The following is a 19828-nucleotide window of genomic DNA, read 5'->3' on the forward strand; positions in this document are numbered from 1 at the left end:
CGCAAGGCGAACGTCCTCGTTCGCTGGATGACGTCCACCGACCACAAGGTCATCGGGTACATGTACCTGATCACCTCGTTCATCTACTTCTGCATCGCGGGAGTGATGGCCCTCGTCATCCGCGCCCAGCTGTTCGAGCCGGGTCTGGCCGTCGTCGAGACGCGCGAGCAGTACAACCAGCTCTTCACGATGCACGGCACGATCATGCTGCTGATGTTCGCGACGCCGCTCTTCGCCGGCTTCGCCAACGTCCTCATGCCGCTGCAGATCGGCGCACCCGACGTCGCGTTCCCGCGGCTCAACGCGTTCGCCTACTGGCTCTACAGCTTCGGCTCGCTGATCGCCGTCGCCGGCTTCGTCACCCCCCAGGGCGCCGCGTCGTTCGGATGGTTCGCCTACGCGCCACTCTCGAGCACGACGTTCTCGCCAGGGCTCGGCGGCAATCTGTGGGTCTTCGGACTCGGCCTCTCCGGCTTCGGCACGATCCTCGGCGCGGTGAACTTCATCACGACGATCATCACGATGCGCGCACCGGGCATGACCATGTTCCGCATGCCGATCTTCACGTGGAACATCCTCGTGACGTCGATCCTCGTGCTGCTGGCCTTCCCTGTCCTCGCCGCGGCCATGTTCGCGCTCGGCGCCGACCGCGTGTTCGACGCGCACATCTACGACGCGGCCAACGGCGGCGTCCTGCTCTGGCAGCACCTCTTCTGGTTCTTCGGCCACCCCGAGGTGTACATCATCGCGCTGCCGTTCTTCGGCATCGTCTCCGAGGTCTTCCCGGTGTTCAGCCGCAAGCCGATCTTCGGCTACAAGACGCTGATCTACGCGACCATCGCGATCGCAGCGCTGTCCGTGACCGTATGGGCGCACCACATGTACGTCACCGGCTCCGTCCTGCTGCCGTTCTTCTCGCTGATGACGATGCTCATCGCGGTTCCGACCGGCGTGAAGATCTTCAACTGGATCGGCACCATGTGGCGCGGGTCGGTCACCTTCGAGACCCTGATGATCTGGGCGATCGGCTTCCTGATCACCTTCACCTTCGGCGGGCTCACGGGCGTCATCCTGGCCTCGCCTCCGCTCGACTTCCACGTCTCGGACTCGTACTTCGTCGTGGCGCACTTCCACTACGTGGTGTTCGGCACCGTCGTCTTCGCGATGTTCTCGGGCTTCTACTTCTGGTGGCCCAAGTGGACCGGCAAGATGCTCAACGAGACGCTGGGCAAGTGGCACTTCTGGCTGCTGTTCATCGGCTTCCACACCACCTTCCTCATCCAGCACTGGCTCGGCGTCGTGGGCATGCCCCGCCGCTACGCGAGCTACCTCCCCGAGGACGGCTTCACCTGGATGAACCAGTTGTCGACGGTCGGAGCGATGATCCTCGCGGTCTCGCTGATCCCGTTCTTCCTCAACGTGTACATCACGGCTCGCAAGGCGCCGAAGGTCACCGTGAACGACCCGTGGGGCTTCTCGCGGTCACTCGAGTGGGCGACCTCCTGCCCGCCGCCCCGTCACAACTTCACGTCCATCCCGCGCATCCGCAGCGAGGCTCCGGCCTTCGACCTGAACCACCCCGAGGCCGGCATCCCCGTCGGAATCGGTCCGGCGAAGGACGCTCCGGACGCCCCCACATACGACAAGTCCGAAGGCACGGTGAAGTAGGGCCATGCGCGCCAACGTCAATCTGTTCTGGCTCCTGGCCGGCTTCTTCCTCCTCGCGGGCGTCGCCTACACGACGTGGTCCCTCATCGACACCGAGCAGGTGGAGTGGGTCGGCACCGTCGGCATCTTCCTCTCGGCCGTGCTGGGCGCGTTCATCGCGTTCTACGTCGGCCGGGTGCACAAGGCGCAGGGCGCCGAGCTGCTCGAGGACCGCCTCGACGCCGACATCGACGACGGGGACCCCGAGCTGGGCTTCTTCAGCCCCTGGAGCTGGTGGCCGTTGATCCTGGCCGGCGCTGCGGCGCTCGCCTTCCTCGGCCTCGCCGTCGGCATCTGGATCACCTACATCGCGGCCGGGATCTTCCTGATCTCGATCACGGGCTGGGTGTACGAGTACTACCGCGGATACTTCGCGCGCTAGGCGGAGGACTCCGGCAGAGGGCCGGGTGCGGTGGGCGACAGCCCACGGCACCCGGCCCTCTGCTGCGCTGAGCGTCGTCTGCGCGCGTTCCAGGGCGGCCTGCGGCGTGCGATCACCACTGCGTACGAGCGCGGGCTGTCGGTCGCAGCACGACGGGGAGGGGCGGCCCCGGACGCAGGGGGCCACAGCCCGAGGAACGGCTCCTGTGGCGCCTCGACGGCCGCCGTGTGCGGGTGCGGTCGGGTGGGGCGAAGGGACGTCCGACAGGCTTCAGTTGCCTTCGAGGGCCCGATACGAAGCGGGGCGATCCGTTGCACTTGACGGCGGCGTCCTCGAAGCCCCGGACCGGATCGGAAATGCAGGACCCGGAGTCGGGAGAGCTCGACTCAGCGCCTGCCTTCCTGAGCAGACTCGTCGTCCCGGCCCTGACTTCGCTCGACGGCCGCGACCAAGGCTCCGACGTCGATCTCTCGCGCGTTTCCCCGTTCTCGCTGCGAACGGCTCGGACGAGCACGACCCTGCTGTCGGCCGGCGGCAGGGCGGCTCGGAACCCGCTCCGGCGCGAGGGCGACGTCGCTGATCTGATGGGTCTTCACGTGAGCCGGACTCTCCGCTCGTGCCTGTCGGAGGTGTCGTGGCAGGACCAGCCGGTTCGTGACCGCGAGGATCCGGAGTAGCTGCAGCGAAGCTGCACTCGTTCCAGTGCATGACCGTCTTCGGTGACGGGTCGCACGGGAAGGCGCCGGGGGAGATGCGAGGGGGCGAGGGGCCCGAACTGCGCAGCCCGTTCCTCCTCCCGTCGCGCACTCCGACCTCGAGCTGCGCGTCGACTGCGCCGACGTCGACATCGTCGACACGCGGGGCGCTCGGCCGCCGCTGCCGCCTCGGCGCGGCCCGACGACGTGAGAACGGGGCCGCGGTCCTCCTCACGAACCCGTCGCGTCCTCGCAGGACGGAACCGGCGCCGTGACGAGGAGGATGCGCCGCTCGTTCTGGGGTCGATCGTGACCAGGCAGCGGTGAGCGCGGAGGACCAGCCCGGGGACGACGAAGGGCCCGGACGACGGATCGTCCGGGCCCTTCGGGAAGGAGGTCAGTGCTCGCTGTGCGAGCTCTCGAGCTCCTTCTGGGTGACGGGGTGATGCGGTCCTCGAAGAACCAGCGGGAGAGGCCGGCACGGACGCGCTGCGGGGCGGTGATGCGACCACGCGAGTCCGGGCGGATCATCAGCGGCTCGTACTCGTCCTGGCTGACCAGCTTCCAGCGCTCGTACTCGTCGAGCTGCTGGTGCACCTCGATGAACTCACCGCCGGGGAGGCGGACGATGCGGCCGGACTCGAAGCCGTGCAGAGCGATCTCGCGGTCCTTCTTCTGCAGGGCGAGGCAGATGCGCTTCGTGATGAAGTACGCGATGAAGGGGCCGGCGATCAGGCTGAACTGCAGGGCGTGGATGACGCCTTCCATCGTGAGGTGGAAGTGCGTGGCGATGATGTCGGAGGACGCCGCGGCCCAGAGGACGGCGTAGAACGTGACTCCGGCGGCGCCGATCGCGGTGCGGGTGGCGGCGTTGCGCGGGCGGTCGAGCAGGTGGTGCTCGCGCTTGTCACCGGTGATCCAGGCCTCGAGGAACGGGTACAGCATGACCGCGACGATGAACAGACCCAGGCCGACGAGCGGGATGAGGATGTTGAACGACAGCGTGCCGATGCCCGGGATGGCCCACTCGAGTCCCGGCGGAACGAGGCGCAGCGCGCCGTCCGCGAAGCCGATGTACCAGTCGGGCTGGGTGCCTGCGGACACGGGCGAGGGGTCGTAGGGGCCGTAGTTCCAGATCGGGTTGATCGTGAACAGCGACGCGATGAGGACGACGACACCGAAGACGATGAAGAAGAACCCACCGGCCTTGGCGGCGTACACCGGGAGGACCGGGTAGCCGACGACGTTCTGCTCGGTCTTGCCCGCACCGGGGAACTGGGTGTGCTTGTGGACGACCACGAACACGAGGTGCAGCGCGATGAACGCGAGCACCAGCGCCGGCAGGAGCAGGATGTGCAGGGTGTACAGGCGGCCGACGATGTCGGTGCCCGGGAACTCGCCGCCGAAGAGCAGGAACGAGATCCAGGTGCCCACGATCGGGATGCCCTTGACCATGCCGTCGATGATGCGGAGGCCGTTGCCCGAGAGCAGGTCGTCGGGGAGCGAGTAACCGGTGAAGCCCTCGGCCATCGCGAGGATGAAGAGGACGAAGCCGATGACCCAGTTGAGCTCGCGCGGCTTGCGGAACGCACCGGTGAAGAAGATGCGGAGCATGTGCAGGCCGATCGAGGCCACGAACAGCAGTGCCGCCCAGTGGTGGATCTGGCGCATCAGCAGGCCGCCGCGGATGTCGAACGAGATGTCGAGCGACGAGGCCATCGCCGCGGACATCTCGATGCCCTTCATCGGCAGGTAGCTGCCCTCATAGTGCGTCTCGACCATGGAGGCCTGGAAGAAGAACGTGAGGAAGGTGCCCGACAGCAGGATGATGACGAAGCTGTAGAGCGCGACCTCGCCGAGGAGGAAGGACCAGTGGTCGGGGAAGATCTTGCGGCCGAACTCCTTGACGACGGCCGAGATGCTCGTGCGCTCGTCGATGTAGTTCGATGCGGCTCCGACGTAGCCCTTCTGAAGCTTGCCGCTGCCGAGGATGACGCCGTTGCCGTCGCCCTGGGGCGACGACGCGAGGTCGTGACGGTGTGGTGGTGGACATGTGAGTCATCGCTCCCAGAAGGACGGTCCGACGGGCTCCGTGAAGTCGCTCTGCGCGACCAGGTAGCCCTCGTCGTCGATGGTGATGGGCAGCTGCGGAAGCGGGCGCTTCGCCGGGCCGAAGATGACGGCAGCCTCGTGCTTGATGTCGAACTGCGACTGGTGGCACGGGCACAGCAGGTGGTGGGTCTGCTGCTCGTACAGCGCCACAGGGCAGCCGACGTGCGTGCAGATCTTCGAATAGGCGACGATTCCGTCGTAGTTCCAGGTCTCGCGACCCTCACTGACGACGAGGTCCTCGGGCTTCAGGCGCATCAGGAGGACGGAGGCCTTGGCCTTCTCCTCGAGCTTGCCCTCGACCTGGTCGAGGCCTTCGGGGATCACGTGGAAGGCGGAGCCCAGGGTGACGTCCGACGCGAGGATCGGGGCACCGGAGGGGTCCAGCGTGAGCCGGGTGCCCTCCTTCCACATGGTGGTCTTGAGGAGTGCGACGGGGTTCTGGTCCTGCGGGCCGAGGCCGCGGAACAGGATGACCGCGGGCAGCGGGAACACGACGAGCGACGCGATCAGGCTGTTGCGGATGACCGAGCGCCGACCGAAGCCGGACTCCTTGTCGGACTGGTCGAAGATCTCGAGCGCACGCGCGCGGGTGTCCTCGGAGGAGCGGACCGGGTGGCGGATGTCGATGCCCTCGTGGTCCGACATCAGCTGCTTGCCCCAGTGGACAGCCGCGATGCCGATCGCGAGGAGGGCGAGGGACATGCCCAGTCCGATGAACAGCGTGTTCAGGCGGACGGACTCGATCTCCTCCGTGATGGGGAAGGCCATGTACGCGGCGACCGCGAACAGGGATCCCGCGAAGGAGAGGTAGAAGAGCGTGTACACCGTGCGCTCGGCACGCTTCTCGACCTTGGGGTCGAGATCGGTCATCCGGGGGCGGTGCGGCGGGAGGCCCGGGTCCTGGACCCGGCCCCGCGTGACGACCGCGGTGCCGGCCGGAGCCGAACCGTGCCCGGTGGCCGACGAGGTGGCGAGGTCCGTGCCACCCTCATCGTGCTCTGCCATGGTTCTCCTTTTCACGCCTATCGGCTCCGTACGGGGCCGTGGGGGTTGTCACGCCCGTCAGGGCGCTGATGTCTACTAGTTCGAGCGGGCGGTGATCCACACCGTGAGCGCGACGATCGCGCCGAGGCCGAAGATCCAGAGGAAGAGGCCCTCCGCGACCGGCCCGAGGGAGCCGAGCGCGAATCCGCCCGGGGACGGGTTCGCCTCGAGGTACTTGAGGTACGAGATGATGTCGCGCTTGTCCTCGGGCGAGATGTTCAGGTCGTTGAAGACCGGCATGTTCTGCGGGCCGGTGACCATCGCCTCGTAGATGTGCGCCTCGGTGACGCCGCCGAGCGGGGAGCGAACTTGCCCTCGGTCAGCGCACCGCCGGCTCCGGCGACGTTGTGGCACATGGCGCAGTTGATGCGGAAGAGCTCGGCGCCGTTGGCGGTGTCGCCCTGGCCGTCGAGGACCTCGCCGGTCGGGATGGCGGGTCCGGGAGCGAGGGACGCGACGTACGCGGCCAGCTCGGCGACTTGCTCGTCGGTGAACTGGACAGGCTTCTCGAGCGCCTGCGGGCCGTGCATCTGCATCGGCATGCGGCCGGTGCCGACCTGGAAGTCGACGGAGGCGGCTCCGACGCCGATGAGCGACGGAGCGTTGTCGGTGCCGGCGGCGTCGAGGCCGTGGCAGGTGGCGCAGTTCGCGGCGAAGAGCTTCGAGCCCTCGTCGATCGTCTGCTGGCTGTTCGCCGAGGTCTCGGCGGAGGCCGAGGTGGCGACTCCGACGGCCGCGTAGGTGCCGCCGGTGAGACCGAGGCCGATGGCGATCAGGGCCAGCGTGGCGAGAGGGTGACGGCGACCCTTCTTGGCACGGCTCTTCGTCTTCGGGGAGGCCATCGAGGCAACCTTCCTGCGGGGGTCGGGGGTGGAGGAGTTCATCGGAGCGGCACGCATCACTTCAGGAAGTAGATGACCACGAAGAGGCCGACCCAGACGACGTCGACGAAGTGCCAGTAGTACGAGACGACGATGGCGCTCGTCGCCTCCTTGTGACCGAAGTTCTTGACCGCGAACGCGCGGCCGATGACGAGGAGGAAGGCGATGAGCCCGCCGGTGACGTGCAGGGCGTGGAAGCCGGTGGTCAGGTAGAACGCGGAGCCGTAGGCGTTGCTCGAGGCTGACGCCCTCGGAGACGAGGGTCGCGTACTCGAAGACCTGGCCGCAGACGAAGATCGCGCCGAGGGCGTAGGTGAGGAAGAACCACTCGACCATGCCCCACTTGAACGGGCTGAGCCCGGTGGAGCGCGCCTGCAGGTCGCTCGGCCGCGAACACGCCGAACTGGCACGTGAACGAGGAGGCGACCAGGATCACCGTGTTGACGCTCGCGAACGGCACGTTGAGGATGCTCGTCTCGGCCTCCCACAGCTCCGGGGAGGTGCTGCGCAGGGTGAAGTAGATCGCGAACAGGCCCGCGAAGAACATGACCTCGCTGCCCAGCCAGACGATCGTTCCGACCGCGACCGGGTTGGGTCGGTTCACTACGGGCGCGGTGGCCGTGGGGGTAAGAGTGCTGCTCGTCACACAGACCATTATGGACGATGGCCGGAGGGGTGATTCGCACTTCCCGTACGGCGTTCCTACCCGGATAATCTGAGTGCCATGTCGGAAACCCTGTCCTGGCCGCGTCTTCTCAGCTCTCTGCTCGACTCCTCCGATCTGAGCGTCTCGGAGGCGACGTGGGCGATGGAGCGGGTGATGCAGGGCGAGGCGACCCCGGCGCAGCTCGCCGGGCTGCTGATCGCGCTGCGGGCGAAGGGCGAGACCGTCGACGAGATCGTGGGCTTCCGCGACGCGATCCTCGAGCACGCGGTGCCCCTGGACGTGGATCCGATGGCGCTGGACATCGTCGGGACGGGCGGCGACCGCTTCGGCACCGTGAACATCTCCTCCACCGCGTCGATCATCGCCGCGGCGGCGGGCACTCCCGTGATCAAGCACGGCAACAAGGCCGCGTCCTCCTCGTCCGGGTCCTCGGACGTCCTGGCCGCGCTGGGCGTGGATCTGACGCTGCCGCCCGAGCGCGTCGCCGAGGTGTTCCGGCGCACCGGCATCGCCTTCGTCTTCGCCGCGATGTTCCACCCCGGCTTCCGCCACGCGGGGGCGGTGCGGGCCGAGCTCGGAGTGCCGACCGTCTTCAACTTCCTCGGCCCGCTGTGCAACCCGGCGCGTCCCGAGGCCTCGGCGGTGGGGGTCGCCCACCTGGATCGCGTGCCGCTGTTCGTCGGCGTGTTCCGGACCCGCGGCGCGACGGCGCTCGTCTTCCGCGGCGACGACGGGCTCGACGAGCTGACGACCACGGGCCACAGCCACATCTGGGAGGTGTCGCGCGGCCTGGTCGTCGAGCACGACCTCGACCCCCGCGACCTCGGGCTGCGCCGGGCGAGCATCGACCAGCTCCGCGGCAAGGACGCCGCGTACAACGCGCAGGTGGTGCGCTCGGTCCTGGCGGGGGACGGCGGACCCGTCCGGGACATCGTGCTGCTCAACGCGGCCGCGGGGCTCATCGCCTACGACCTGGCCCGCGACCCGTCCCTCATCCAGACCGCGATCCTGGAGCGCTTCCGCTCCGCGATGGAGCGAGCGGCCGAGGCCGTCGACTCCGGAGCGGCCGCGGCGAAGCTCGACGCGTGGGTCGCCGAGACGCAGCGGGAGGACTGAGCGTCCCCGACCCGCGTCGAGGAGCCTGCGCCTCCGCGGTGCCAGGGCGTAACGTGGCAGTGCTGTCCGCGACGGAGCGGGCCGTGATCCACCCCGAGCCGGATCGCCCCGGACGTCGAGCGGTGGTCGGACCCTGGAGGAGACCTCGATGAAGAAGCTCATCAACGACCCCAAGAACGTCGTCGCGGAGTCCGTGGCCGGTTTCGGCCTCGCGCACGCCGATCTCGTCCGGGTCGAGACGGACCCGCTGTTCGTCGTGCGCGTCGACGCACCGCGCTCGGGCAAGGTCGGGATCGTCAGCGGTGGAGGGAGCGGCCACGAGCCGCTGCACGCCGGTTTCGTCGGTCACGGGATGCTGGACGCGGCGGTGCCGGGGCCGGTGTTCACCTCGCCCACCCCGGATCCGATCGTCGCGGCCACGCAGGCCGTCGACGGCGGAGCGGGTGTGCTCCACCTCGTGAAGAACTACACGGGGGACGTGCTCAACTTCGAGACCGCCGCCGATCTCGCCGAGGCCGAGGGCATCGAGGTCCGCTCCGTCGTCATCGACGACGACGTCGCGGTCAAGGACTCGCTCTACACGGCAGGGCGCCGCGGGGTGGCGGGGACGGTGCTCGTCGAGAAGATCGTGGGAGCGGCCGCCGAGCGCGGCGACTCCCTCGACGCGGTCGCCGCGATCGCCGAGGCGGTGAACGCGAACGTCCGCTCGATGGGCGTCGCGCTCTCGCCGTCGATCGTCCCTCACGCGGGGGAGCCCAGCTTCGAGCTCGGCGACGACGAGATCGAGATCGGCATCGGGATCCACGGCGAGCCCGGCCGCGAGAAGATCGCCCTCGAGCCGGCGGACCGGATCGTCGACCGCATCCTCGGCCCGATCCTCGAGGACCTGCCGTTCTCCTCCGGCGACAGCGTGCTGCTCTTCGTCAACGGCATGGGCGGAACGCCCCTGGTCGAGCTCTACATCGCCTACCGCCGCGCCGCGGAGGTGCTCGCCGAGAAGGGCATCGAGGTCACCCGCAGCCTGGTCGGGAACTACGTCACCTCGCTCGAGATGCAGGGCTTCTCGCTGAGCGTGCTGAAGCTGGATGCGGCGATGACCGAGCTCTGGGACGCGCCGGTCGAGACCGCCGCGCTGCGCTGGGGACGCTAATCGACGCGCACGGCGCCCGGGACGCAGACGACACGACGGCCGCGGGAGCGGTCGCGGGAGAGGGAACGATGCAGGACGGACGGACGGCGCTCGACGCCGAGTGGGCGACCCGGTGGGTGCGGGCGGCGGCGCAGTCGATCGCGGAGCACCGGGTGGAGCTCATCACCCTGGACCGGGCGATCGGCGACGGCGACCACGGCGAGAACATGGACCGCGGCTTCCAGGCCGTCGTCGCGAAGCTCGAGGCGACGGGCGGCGGGTCGACTCCGGCCGAGGTGCTGAAGCTCGTGGCGACGACGCTGATCTCGACGGTGGGAGGCGCGTCCGGCCCGCTCTTCGGCACGGCGTTCCTCAAGGCGTCGGCGGCGGTCGCCGGGAAGGAGTCGCTCGACGGCGAGGCCCTCGTCGCACTGCTGACCGCGGCCCGCGACGGCATCGTGCTGCGGGGCAAGGCGGAGGCCGGCGACAAGACGATGGTCGACGCGTGGATCCCGGCGGTCGAGGGCGGCAGGGACCGCGGTCGCAGGGGGAGCGGCGCCGGCGGAGGTCCTCGCCGCTGCAGCCGAGGCCGCGCAGACCGGAGCCGAGGCCACCGATCCGCTCGTCGCGCGCAAGGGCCGAGCGAGCTACCTGGGGAGCGGGCCGTCGGTCACCGCGACCCGGGAAGCGTCTCGACCGTGCTGCTGCTGCGCGCGGCGGCCGAGGGCGGCAGCGTGAGCGTCGGGCTGGTCCTCGTCTCGCACAGCGCACGGCTCGCCGAGGGCCTGGTGGAGCTGGCGGAGCAGATGGCGCCGTCCGTGGCACTGGTCGCCGCCGGCGGCACGGACGAGGGAGGGGATCGGCACCAGCTTCGATCGCATCTCGACCGCCCTCGGCGAGGCGGACTCGGGCGAGGGCGCGGTGGTGCTCTGCGATCTCGGCTCGGCGATCATGACGGCCGAGACGGCTCTGGAGTTCCTCGACGACGACGCGCGGGCGCGCGTGCGCCTCGTCGACGCTCCGCTCGTCGAGGGCGCGGTCGCCGCGGCGGTGGCGGCGGAGACGGGAGCCTCGCTCGAGGAGGTCGTCCGCGCCGCGGAGTCGGCCCGCGGTGCCGGTGCGCCGGCGTCCGAGGAGCCGCCCGTCGCGGCTGGCGTGCGCCGCAGCGTGGTGCTCGTCAATCCCAACGGGCTGCACGCCCGCCCGGCGGCCGACTTCGTGAAGCTCGCGACCACCTTCGACGCGCGGATCGACGCGAACGGCAAGGACGCGACGAGCCTGCTGGGCGTGATGTCGCTGGGCCTGGACCGGGGGGACGAGGTCGTGATCTCTGCCACCGGACCGCAGGCGGAGGAGGCGGTGGGCCGGCTCGGCGACCTCGTCGAATCGGGCTTCGGCGAGGTCTGAGCGGTCGGCGCTCCGTCAGGCCCGGACTCCTAGGCTGAGGCCATGGCCCTGCGCGGAACACGACCCCCACTCGTCCTGCTCCGGCGTCTGACGGGCGTGCCGCGGGCGGTGCGTCGCGCGGACGCCCGTGCGGCGCGGCGCCTGAATGCGAGACGCTCTCCGGCCGTCGTGGACGGCGCCCTCGTCGCCGCGTCGCGGGCGGCGGATCACGGGGTGCTCTGGTTCGCGCTCGGAGCGGTGCTGCTGGCGGCGGGCCGTCCCCGGGAGGCCGTGCGCGGCGTGCTGTCGCTGAGCGTCGCGAGCGCGGCGGCCAACCTGATCGGCAAGCGCGTCTTCGGCGGCGCGCGGCCGCTGATCGTCGACGTGCCCGTGGGGCGCAGGCTCGCCCGCGTGCCCGCGTCGCCCTCGTTCCCCTCCGGTCACGCGGCGAGCGCCGCCGCCTTCGCCGTCGGCGCCGCCCTGGAGAATCCGAAGGTGGGCGCCGCCGTCGTGCCGCTGGCCGCGGCGGTGGCGTTCTCGCGTCTGCACGTCGGGGTCCACTGGCTGTCGGACGTGCTCGGCGGTGCGGCGCTCGGCGCGGCCGTCGCGACGCTGGGGCGCGTGCTGGTGCCGGCGACCCCCGGCACGTGCCCGTCTCGGAGCGCGCGCTGCTGCCCCCGGTCGACACGCGGCCGCTGGGCGACGGGGCGTCGCTGCTCGTGGTGCTGAACCCGGGGGCGGGCCGCGACTCGCACCGCCCCGATCCCGAGCCGATGATCCTCGACCGCTTCCCGCGGGCCCGCGTGCACCGCCTCGCGGACGGGGAGGAGCTCGCGGACGTCGTGCGCGAGGCCCGATCGGGCGGGACGCCTCCGGAGGTGCTCGGCGTCTACGGCGGCGACGGCACGATGTCGGTCGGCGCGGCGCTCACCCGCGCGGAGGGCATGACCCTGCTCGTGCTGCCCGGCGGCACGATGAACCACTTCGCGAAGGCGCTGGGGCTGCTCACGATCGAGGACGCCCTCGACGCCGCCGCCCACGGCCAGCGCCGCGACGTCGACGTGGCGGAGGTCGTGGCGGGCGACTCCGATCCGATCACGGTGCTCAACACGGTGTCGGTCGGCGTCTACCCCGAATTCGTGGCCGCGCGGGAGAAGCACGAGAAGGTGCTCGGCAAGCCCGTGTCCGCCGTGCTCGCGGCCCTGCGGGTCGTGCGCAGCACGGATCCGTTCGAGCTGCGGCGCGACGGGCGGAGCGAGCTCGTCTGGTCGTACTTCGTGGGCGTCAATCAGGAGCACCCCCGCACGGCCGCGCCGCTCGCGCGCCGCCGGCTCGACGACGGGAAGCTGGACGTGCGCATCCTGCACGCGGGACGCCGCCCGCGCACCCGCGGGGCGGTCTCGCTCGTGCTGGGCCGCACGGCGACTCCGATCGTCGGGCGGATCCCCGGCTGGCGCGCGCCGGTCGTGGAGTCGTACTCGACCGACGCCCTGACCATCTCGGTGCGCCGGGACGCCGGGGAGGACCCTGGCTGGGCCCACGACGGCGAGACCGAGGTCTTCGACGGGAGGCGCGACGGCTACGAGGAGGCGTCGGTGCGGATCGTGCGCCCTCGCGCTGCGGGTCTACTCCACCGCGGACTGACGCGACCGCCTCCGACGGAGCGGACCGCCGCCGGTGAGCGAGCGCAGCGCCGGAGCGATGCTCTCGCGCCGCAGGGCCGCCGTGGCCAGCAGCAGCGCGAGCAGCACGACGCCGCGCAGGAGGCCCTGCCAGTAGAAGGACAACCCGATCAGCACCATGCCGTTGTTGAGCAGGCCGAAGATCAGCACTCCCACCGCGGTGCCGAGGACCGTGGGGCGGCCGAGCCGGCTGAGCGTGGCGCCGATGAAGACGGCTCCGATGGCGTCGAGCACGTAGGGCTGCCCGCCCGCGGGCGGAAGCCGTAGCTGCGCGAGGCGAGGACGATCCCGCCGACCGCGGCGATGAGGGCCGCCACGACGTACGCCGAGGCGAGCACCAGCGAGGTGCGGCGGCCGGCGATGCGCGCCGCCGTGGGCTGCTCGCCGGTCGCGGTCAGGACGCGGCCCCAGCGGGTGCGGTCCAGCAGCAGCCAGACCACGACTCCCAGCAGAGCGGCAGTGATGACGGGCACCGGCACTCCGGCGAGTGTCGCGTTGCCGATCGCCGCGAAGTCGTCGGGCGTCCCCGTCCGCCGGAGGTAGACCAGGGCGCCGCCGCCCGTCGAGAAGCTGCTCGACGCTCGTGCCGATGAACCAGACGCTGAGGGTCGCGAGGAAGGCGCGGATGCGCAGCACGACGATCAGGACCGCGTTGACGAAGTCCGGCGAGCGCGCCGAAGGCCAGGCCGATCGAGACGGCGAACCAGCCCACGTAGCCGTCGGCGATGAGTCCGGCGGCGCCGAGCGCGGCGAGGTCGATCGCCACTCCGATCGAGAGGTCGATGCCGCCCGTGCGGACGACGACGGTCATGGCCGTGGCGGCGATCAGGAGGATCGCGCCGGCGCTGAGGACGCTCAGCAGGTTGCCCGCCGCGCAAGTACCCGGGGGCGAGCGTGCCGAACACCAGCAGGATCAGGGCGACCGTCCCGGGGGCGAGCAGGCGCACCGCGAGGAGCGCGCCGCCGCTCGGACCGGACCGCCGGAGCGATGTCCGCGGGTGCGACCGCAGGGTCTCGGTGATCGTGCTCATCGGCGGGTGCCTCGCTCTCGGACGGCCGCGAGGCCGAGGACCAGCAGGATCAGGATCCCCTTGATGGCGCCGACCCACTGGCTGCCGACCCCGAGGAGGGTGAAGCCGTTGCCCAGCGCGGCGACGAAGACCGCCGCGAGCAGCGTGCCTCCGATCGTCACGACGAGCCGACGGGAGAAGACGACGGAGAGGAACGCGGTGAGGATGATGTCGAGCAGGATCTGCGCGCCGATGCCGGGCACCGCCGCGGCGAGGCGCGCGGCGAGCAGGACGCCGGCGACCCCCGCCAGGAGGCCGGCGATCACGTAGCTGCCGCCGACGTACCGCCACACAGGACGCCCGCGACGCTCGCCGCCGTGCGGTTCTGCCCGACGGCGTAGCTGCGGATCCCCAAGGCGTGCGTCCGACCAGGAAGCCGGTGAGCAGCGCCGTGACGCCGAGCACCAACACCGGAGCGGGCACTCCGAGGACCGATCCGGAGCGCAGCCACACGAAGAGCGGATCCTCGAGCGGCACCTTGACGTTGTCGGTGGCGAGGAAGACCGTGCTCGTGACGATCCCGGAGGTCGCGAGCGTGGCGAGCAGGGGGCGGAGGCCGAGCACCACGGCCGTGCCGTTGACGGCGCCGAAGCCGGTGCTGACGAGGAGCGCCAGCCCGATCGCCGCCGGCGCCGTCCAGCCGGACTGCAGCGCGACGGCGGCGACGACTCCGGAGAGCCCGACCACGGGGCCCGAGGAGAGGTCGATGCCGCCGGTGACGACATCGTCGCCGCCGGTGATGACGACGATCGCGAGACCGAAGCCCGCGATGGCGGGCACGGCCGCCTGCAGGAGGATCGTCGCGGCGTTCCCGGGTGTCGCGAAGGACGGCGACGCGAGGGAGAAGAGGAGGATCTCGGCGGCGACGACGAGGTAGCCGATCACGGCGAGAGCGCCGAGGCCGCGCCGACGGGGCGCGGCGCCCACGGGAACGCGGGACGGGGCGAGGGCGGTCATCGTGACTCCTGGGGGACGGGCGCGTCGGCGCCGGAGGCGAGGGCGAGGATGCGGTCGCCGGTCGCGTCCCGGCGCGGGAGCTCGGCGCGGACGGCCCCGCGGTGCAGCACCACGACGCGGTCCGAGAGCCCCACGAGCTCCTCGAGGTCGAGGCTGACCAGCAGGACGGCGGCGCCGGAGTCGACCAGCGCCTCGATCCGCCGGTAGAGGGCGGTGCGCGCGCCGATGTCGACGCCGGCGGTGGGGGAGTCGAGCACGAAGACGCGGGAGCTCGCGGCGAGCCACTTGCCAAATGCGATCCTCTGCTGGTTGCCGCCCGACAGGGTGCCGACGACGGCGTCCGGATCGGCGGGGCGGATGTCGAGGGTCCGGATCCACTGCGCGGCGAGCGCCCGCTCCCGCCGGCGGTCGGACACGAAGCCCAGGCGCGAGACGGCGCCCAGCGCCGCGAGGGAGAGGTTCTCGGCCACCGTGTAGCCGGACGAGCACCCCGTCGCGGCGGCGGTCGCTCGGCACGTACGCGCCGCCGGCCGCCACGAAGGCGCGGGCGGAGGAGACGCGGCGTCCCGCGACCCGCACGCGGCCCCCGTGCGGCACGACTGCGGCGACCGCGTCGGCGAGGATCTCGACGCCGGAGCCGACGAGTCCCGTCACTCCGACCACCTCGCCGGGGCGGACGGCGAGCGAGAGCGGGTCGAGTCCGGGCGCCGAGAGCCCCTCGAGCTCGAGCAGGGCGACGGCGTCCTGATCGACGACGCGCCCGGGTCCCTCGGCGAACTCCTCGACGTCGCGGCCGATCATGAGGCCGCACGACGTCGTCCAGCTCGCCGGGTGCTCCGTGCAGGAGGACCTCGCCGGCGTTGGCGCCGTTGCGGAGGACCACGACCCGGGACGCGATGCGGCGCACCTCCTGCAGGTAGTGCGAGATGTAGACGACCGCCGTGCCGCGGGCGGCCAGACGGCGCAGCGCCGAGAAGAGCATCTCGACCTCCTCCGAGGCCAGCGGAGCGGTCGGCTCGTCGAGGACCAGCACCCGCGGGTCGCTGGAGAGGGCCCGCGCCACCTGCACGAGCTGCTGCTCGGCCACGGTGAGGTCGTCGACGAGGGTGTCGCCGCGGAGGGCGAGTCCGACGCGCTCGAGCAGCTCGCGCTCGGCCCGCAGACGCAGGGCGCGCGGCGAGACGAGGCCTCGGCGCCCCTCCGACCGGCCGAGGAAGAGCTGCTCGGCGACGGTCAGCCGGCCTGCGACGTGGCGGTCCTGGTGCACCACCTGCACGCCGGCCCGCTCGGCGTCGCGCGGGCTCGCGATCGCGACGGGCTCGCCGTCGATCGCGACGGATCCCGCGTCCGAGGAGTAGAGGCCCGTCAGGATCTTGATCAGGGTGCTCTTGCCCGCGCCGTTCTCGCCGACGAGCGCCACGATCTCTCCCGCCACCAGCTCCAGCCCGACGTCGCGCAGGACCGGCACTCCCGCGAACGCCTTGCCGATGCCGCGCATCGACAGGGCGGGCGCGGACGGGAGCGGCTCAGCCACCGAGACCGAGCTCCTGGATCGTGGCCGCCGCGTTCTCCTTCGTGATCAGGACGGGGGCGAAGTAGCTGGTCGTGGGGACGCTGTCCTCCTCGCCGCCGAGGAACCGTGCGACGTTCTCGGCCGAGCCGCTGCCGATAGCCTCGGTCTGCTGGGCGACGGTGGCGGTGTAGGAGGAGGCGGGGTCCAGGATCAGGTCCAGCGCGCCCTGGTCGGCGTCCACCCCGTAGATCTTGATCTCGTCGCGGCCCGCGGCGTCCACGGCCTGGGCGGCGCCGATCTGCGGGGTGTCCCAGCACGACCAGATCGCCGAGATCTCGCCCTCGGGGTAGCGGGAGAGGGCATCCGTGATCTGCTGCTTCGCGTCCTCGATGGTGCCCTCGTACTTGTCCTGCAGCTCGGGCTGGATCAGCGTGATGCCGGGGTAGTCCTCGAGTACGAGAGCCAGCTCGTTGTAGCGGATGCGGCAGGGCGCCACTCCGGGGAAGCCGTTGAAGACGAGGATCTGCCCCTGGCCGCCGATGTCCTCGGCGATGGTGCGGGCGAGCGTCGATCCGATCTGCCAGTTGTCGCTCGTCGCGTTGTTGATCGACAGCGGCGACACGTTGTCGATCGTGAACAGCGGGATGCCCGCGTCGTCGACCTCCTGCAGCGCCGGGGCGAGGGTGGTCGCGTCCCCGAGGATCACGATGATGGCGTCGGGCTTCTGCGCGACGAGGTTCTCGATGTCGCTGACGTGCTTGTCGTCCTTGGCCTCGGCCTGCGTGGCGACGACCTCGCCGCCGAGGGCCTCGATCCGGTCCTGGACGCTCTCGTACACGATGCGGCTGAAGTCGTGGACGATGTCCTTCGCCGCGACGCCGATCGTCTTCCCCTCGAGGCTCGGCACGTCGACGGCGGCGCTCGCCGCGGCCGGAGCGGCGTCGGCGGCCGAGTCGTCGTCGGCGGCCCCGGTCTTGAGGCTGCAGCCGGAGAGCACGAGCGCGGCGGCTCCGAGGAGCGCCACGGAGGCGGTGAGGGTGCGGGTGGATCGCATGGTCTGTCCTGATCGTCGGGCCGGGGCCGGGTCGTCGTGGGGAGTCGGCACCGATCGTGGTGGACGCGGACGTCCCGCGTCGCCCCGCCGCTCCACGGTTCGTCACACAGGCCTCGTGTGACGAAAGGCTGCGCCGCGCGGCGGAGACGCGTCGCCGGTCGGGGCTACCGTCGAGCCCGCCGAGGCGCTGCCGCGCCGCCCGCGACGAAGAGGATCCCCCCATGCCCCAGGACGTCCCGCTGCCCCAGGACACACCGCGCGACGACGCACCGCTCGAGCAGGAGCCGTCGAGCGGACGCCCGCGTCGCATCGTGCTCAACGCCTTCGACATGACGTGCGTCGGGCACCAGGCGCCGGGGCTCTGGCGCCACCCCGACAGCCAGGCCCACCGGTACACCGACCTCGAGTACTGGACGACCCTCGCCCGGACGCTCGAGCGCGGCACCTTTGACGCCCTGTTCCTCGCCGACGTGCTGGGCGTCTACGACGTGTACCGCGACTCCGCCGGACCCGCGCTGATCGACTCGGCGCAGATCCCCGTCGGCGACCCGATCCTGCAGATCCCGGCGATGGCGGCGGTCACCGAGCACCTCGGTTTCGGGGTGACCATCGCCCCCACCTACGAGCAGCCCTACGCGCTCGCCCGCCAGCTCTCGAGCCTGGACCACCTGACGAAGGGGCGGATCGGCTGGAACGTCGTCACCTCCTACCTCGAGAGCGCCGCGAAGAACCTCGGCCTCGGAGACGCAGATGCCGCACGACGACCGCTACGAGCTGGCGGAGGAGTTCCTCGACGTCTCGTACAAGCTCTGGGAGGGCTCGTGGGAGGAGGGCGCGGTGCTGCGCGACCGCGAGCGCGTGAGTCTTCACGGATCCGCGCAAGGTGCACCCGGTGGCGCACGACGGCCGCTTCTACCGCGTCCCCGGCATCCACCTGGCCGAGCCCTCGCCCCAGCGCACCCCGGTCGTGTTCCAGGCCGGAGCATCGCCCCGCGGCCGCGACTTCGCCGCGCGCCACGGCGAGGCCGTCTTCATCAACGGGGTCACCCCCGAGCTGACGAGGCGGACGACGGACGACATCCGCGACCGCACCGAGGCGGCCGGCCGCGACCGCGACGCGATCAAGATCCTCGTGCTCGCCACCGTCATCGTGGCCGAGACCGACGAGGCCGCCCGCGCCAAGCACCAGGAGTACCTCGGCTACGCCAGCCGCGAGGGCGCGCTGACCTTCTACGGCGGCTGGTCGGGCCTGGACCTCTCGCTCTACGACCCGGAGGAGGCGCTGCGCTACGTCGACACCGAGGCGGTCCGCAGCGCGCTCTCGATCTTCACGAAGGCGGATCCCACCCGCGAGTGGACACCGGACGACGTGGCGGACTTCCTCGCAGATCGGAGGCATCGGCCCTGTGATCGTCGGCAGTCCGAGCACCGTCGCGGACGAGCTCGAGCGCTGGGTCGACGTCGGCGGCATCGACGGCTTCAACCTCGCCTACGTCATCACCCCCGGCACCTTCGAGGACTTCGTCGACCTGGCGGTCCCCGAGCTGCGCCGCCGCGGCCGCGTCTGGGACGAGTACGAGGGCTCGACCCTCCGCGAGTACCTCCAGGGATCCGGGAACGCGCGCGTCGCCGACAGCCACCCCGCCGCGGCCTACCGCGGCGCCTACGCTCGGGGGCCCGTCCGCCGCCGACGGCCTGCCTCCCGAGGTCCTGGCGGTCCTGCCGCCGGAGCCCGCCGCCACCCCCATCCCCGATCAGGAGTCCGCACGATGACGCTCGACAGCACCCTCGCCCGCCCGCTGCACGCACTGGGTCGGCACCGCCTCCGCCCGAGAGACGGCGCACTGGACCGCGGTCGCCGAGGAGGTGGGGCGCGTGCTCGCCGCCGACGTGCTCGAGCGCGACCGCGCAGGGCAGGACCCGACCGTCGAGCTCGCGCCGCTGCGGGACTCGGGCCTCGTGAACCTGCTCGACCCCTCGGAGCTCGGGGAGGCGGTGCCCACTGGAGCACGGCGTTCCGCGTCGTGCGGATCCTCGCCCGCGCCGACGCGTCACTCGCGCAGCTGCTGCTCTACCACTTCGTCAACTCGGCGAACATCGCCTTCACCGCGCGGGCGGAGGAGCGCGAGCGCTTCTACCGCGCGACGATCGAGGGCCGGCACCTGTGGGGCGACTCCGTGAATCCCGTCGACCCCGACCTGCGGCTGACCCCGGAGGGCGACGGCTACCGGCTCGACGGGCTGAAGCGCTTCTCGACCGGTGTGTCGGCGGGGGACGTCGCCCTCGTGAACGCGGTGATCGCGGAGGGGCCCGACGCGGGCACCGCCGTGGCCTTCGTGATCGAGCGGGACCGCGACGGGGTGGAGCCCCTCGGCGACTGGGACTACCTCGGTCAGCGGCAGAGCGCGTCGGGGTCCGTCCGGCTTCACCTCG

General features: G+C 71.3%; 14 protein-coding genes and 6 pseudogenes. 9 read left to right on the forward strand and 11 right to left on the reverse strand.

Annotated features, from left to right (window positions below; genetic code table 11):
- The first annotated feature begins 27 nt into the window (after positions 1-27).
- Both ctaD and ctaF read left to right on the forward strand, forming a co-directional pair.
- Positions 28-1668: an aa3-type cytochrome oxidase subunit I gene (ctaD, locus tag AC0CII_RS03835; RefSeq protein ID WP_465228716.1), complete on the forward strand. Its 1641-nt coding sequence runs from the start codon at positions 28-30 to the stop codon at positions 1666-1668.
- Between the two features lie 4 nt (positions 1669-1672).
- Positions 1673-2089 (forward strand): aa3-type cytochrome oxidase subunit IV, encoded by a 417-nt coding sequence (ctaF, locus tag AC0CII_RS03840; RefSeq protein WP_465228717.1) that lies wholly within the window; start codon positions 1673-1675, stop codon positions 2087-2089.
- Positions 2090-3015: 926 nt separating this feature from the next.
- Here the strand turns inward: ctaF and qcrB are convergent.
- The 4 genes and pseudogenes from qcrB to ctaE form a co-directional block, all read right to left on the reverse strand.
- Positions 3016-4776 (reverse strand): cytochrome bc1 complex cytochrome b subunit, encoded by a 1761-nt coding sequence (gene qcrB, locus AC0CII_RS03845; protein WP_465229032.1) that lies wholly within the window; start codon positions 4774-4776, stop codon positions 3016-3018.
- Between the two features lie 66 nt (positions 4777-4842).
- Positions 4843-5901, reverse strand: coding sequence for a cytochrome bc1 complex Rieske iron-sulfur subunit (gene qcrA / locus AC0CII_RS03850; protein ID WP_207405026.1), 1059 nt, complete (start codon positions 5899-5901; stop codon positions 4843-4845).
- 75 nt (positions 5902-5976) lie between these two features.
- Positions 5977-6782, reverse strand: a pseudogene (qcrC, locus tag AC0CII_RS03855) (cytochrome bc1 complex diheme cytochrome c subunit).
- A gap of 56 nt (positions 6783-6838) precedes the next feature.
- Positions 6839-7476: pseudogene (gene ctaE / locus AC0CII_RS03860) on the reverse strand (aa3-type cytochrome oxidase subunit III).
- A gap of 69 nt (positions 7477-7545) precedes the next feature.
- Here ctaE and trpD point away from each other — a divergent pair.
- The 6 genes and pseudogenes from trpD to AC0CII_RS03890 form a co-directional block, all read left to right on the forward strand.
- Entirely contained in the window at positions 7546-8604 is a 1059-nt protein-coding gene (gene trpD / locus AC0CII_RS03865) for an anthranilate phosphoribosyltransferase (RefSeq protein WP_465225954.1), read from the forward strand.
- A 148-nt stretch (positions 8605-8752) separates the two neighbouring features.
- Entirely contained in the window at positions 8753-9754 is a 1002-nt protein-coding gene (gene dhaK, locus AC0CII_RS03870; protein ID WP_465225953.1) for a dihydroxyacetone kinase subunit DhaK, read from the forward strand.
- 68 nt (positions 9755-9822) lie between these two features.
- A pseudogene (gene dhaL / locus AC0CII_RS03875) lies at positions 9823-10533 on the forward strand (dihydroxyacetone kinase subunit DhaL); the annotation flags it as partial.
- A 79-nt stretch (positions 10534-10612) separates the two neighbouring features.
- Positions 10613-11140 carry an HPr family phosphocarrier protein gene (locus AC0CII_RS03880; RefSeq protein WP_465229033.1) on the forward strand — a complete coding sequence of 176 codons (528 nt, stop codon included), beginning with the start codon at positions 10613-10615 and terminating at the stop codon, positions 11138-11140.
- Between the two features lie 168 nt (positions 11141-11308).
- Positions 11309-11848, forward strand: coding sequence for a phosphatase PAP2 family protein (locus AC0CII_RS03885; protein ID WP_465228718.1), 540 nt, complete (start codon positions 11309-11311; stop codon positions 11846-11848).
- Between the two features lie 44 nt (positions 11849-11892).
- Positions 11893-12132, forward strand: a pseudogene (locus AC0CII_RS03890) (diacylglycerol kinase family protein); the annotation flags it as partial.
- Positions 12133-12944: 812 nt separating this feature from the next.
- On the opposite strand, the gene AC0CII_RS03895 reads toward AC0CII_RS03890, so the two are convergent.
- The 6 genes and pseudogenes from AC0CII_RS03895 to AC0CII_RS03920 form a co-directional block, all read right to left on the reverse strand.
- Entirely contained in the window at positions 12945-13280 is a 336-nt protein-coding gene (locus AC0CII_RS03895) for an ABC transporter permease subunit (RefSeq protein ID WP_465228719.1), read from the reverse strand.
- On the reverse strand, positions 13196-13612 hold the full coding sequence (locus tag AC0CII_RS03900; RefSeq protein ID WP_465229100.1) for a hypothetical protein: 417 nt from the start codon (positions 13610-13612) through the stop codon (positions 13196-13198). Before AC0CII_RS03900 ends, AC0CII_RS03895 begins: the two co-directional genes overlap by 85 nt.
- Before the next feature lie 216 nt (positions 13613-13828).
- The gene (locus AC0CII_RS03905; RefSeq protein WP_465228720.1) at positions 13829-14137 is read right to left on the reverse strand and encodes a hypothetical protein; all 309 of its coding nucleotides are present in this window, start codon (positions 14135-14137) and stop codon (positions 13829-13831) included.
- Between the two features lie 687 nt (positions 14138-14824).
- Complete coding sequence (locus AC0CII_RS03910; protein ID WP_465229034.1) at positions 14825-15298, reverse strand: ATP-binding cassette domain-containing protein; 474 nt, start codon at positions 15296-15298, stop codon at positions 14825-14827.
- Positions 15299-15846: 548 nt separating this feature from the next.
- A pseudogene (locus AC0CII_RS03915) lies at positions 15847-16326 on the reverse strand (ATP-binding cassette domain-containing protein); the annotation flags it as partial.
- Positions 16327-16354: 28 nt separating this feature from the next.
- Positions 16355-17395 carry a sugar ABC transporter substrate-binding protein gene (locus tag AC0CII_RS03920; RefSeq protein ID WP_465225947.1) on the reverse strand — a complete coding sequence of 347 codons (1041 nt, stop codon included), beginning with the start codon at positions 17393-17395 and terminating at the stop codon, positions 16355-16357.
- Positions 17396-17724: 329 nt separating this feature from the next.
- Between AC0CII_RS03920 and AC0CII_RS03925 the strand changes: the two are divergent.
- A pseudogene (locus tag AC0CII_RS03925) lies at positions 17725-19095 on the forward strand (LLM class flavin-dependent oxidoreductase); the annotation flags it as partial.
- A 351-nt stretch (positions 19096-19446) separates the two neighbouring features.
- Here AC0CII_RS03925 and AC0CII_RS03930 read toward each other — a convergent pair.
- A complete protein-coding gene (locus AC0CII_RS03930; protein WP_465229101.1) occupies positions 19447-19824 on the reverse strand; it encodes a hypothetical protein in 378 nt (125 codons plus the stop codon).
- Positions 19825-19828 lie beyond the last annotated feature (4 nt).

It is taken from the genome of Rathayibacter sp. AC182, assembly GCF_979253875.1.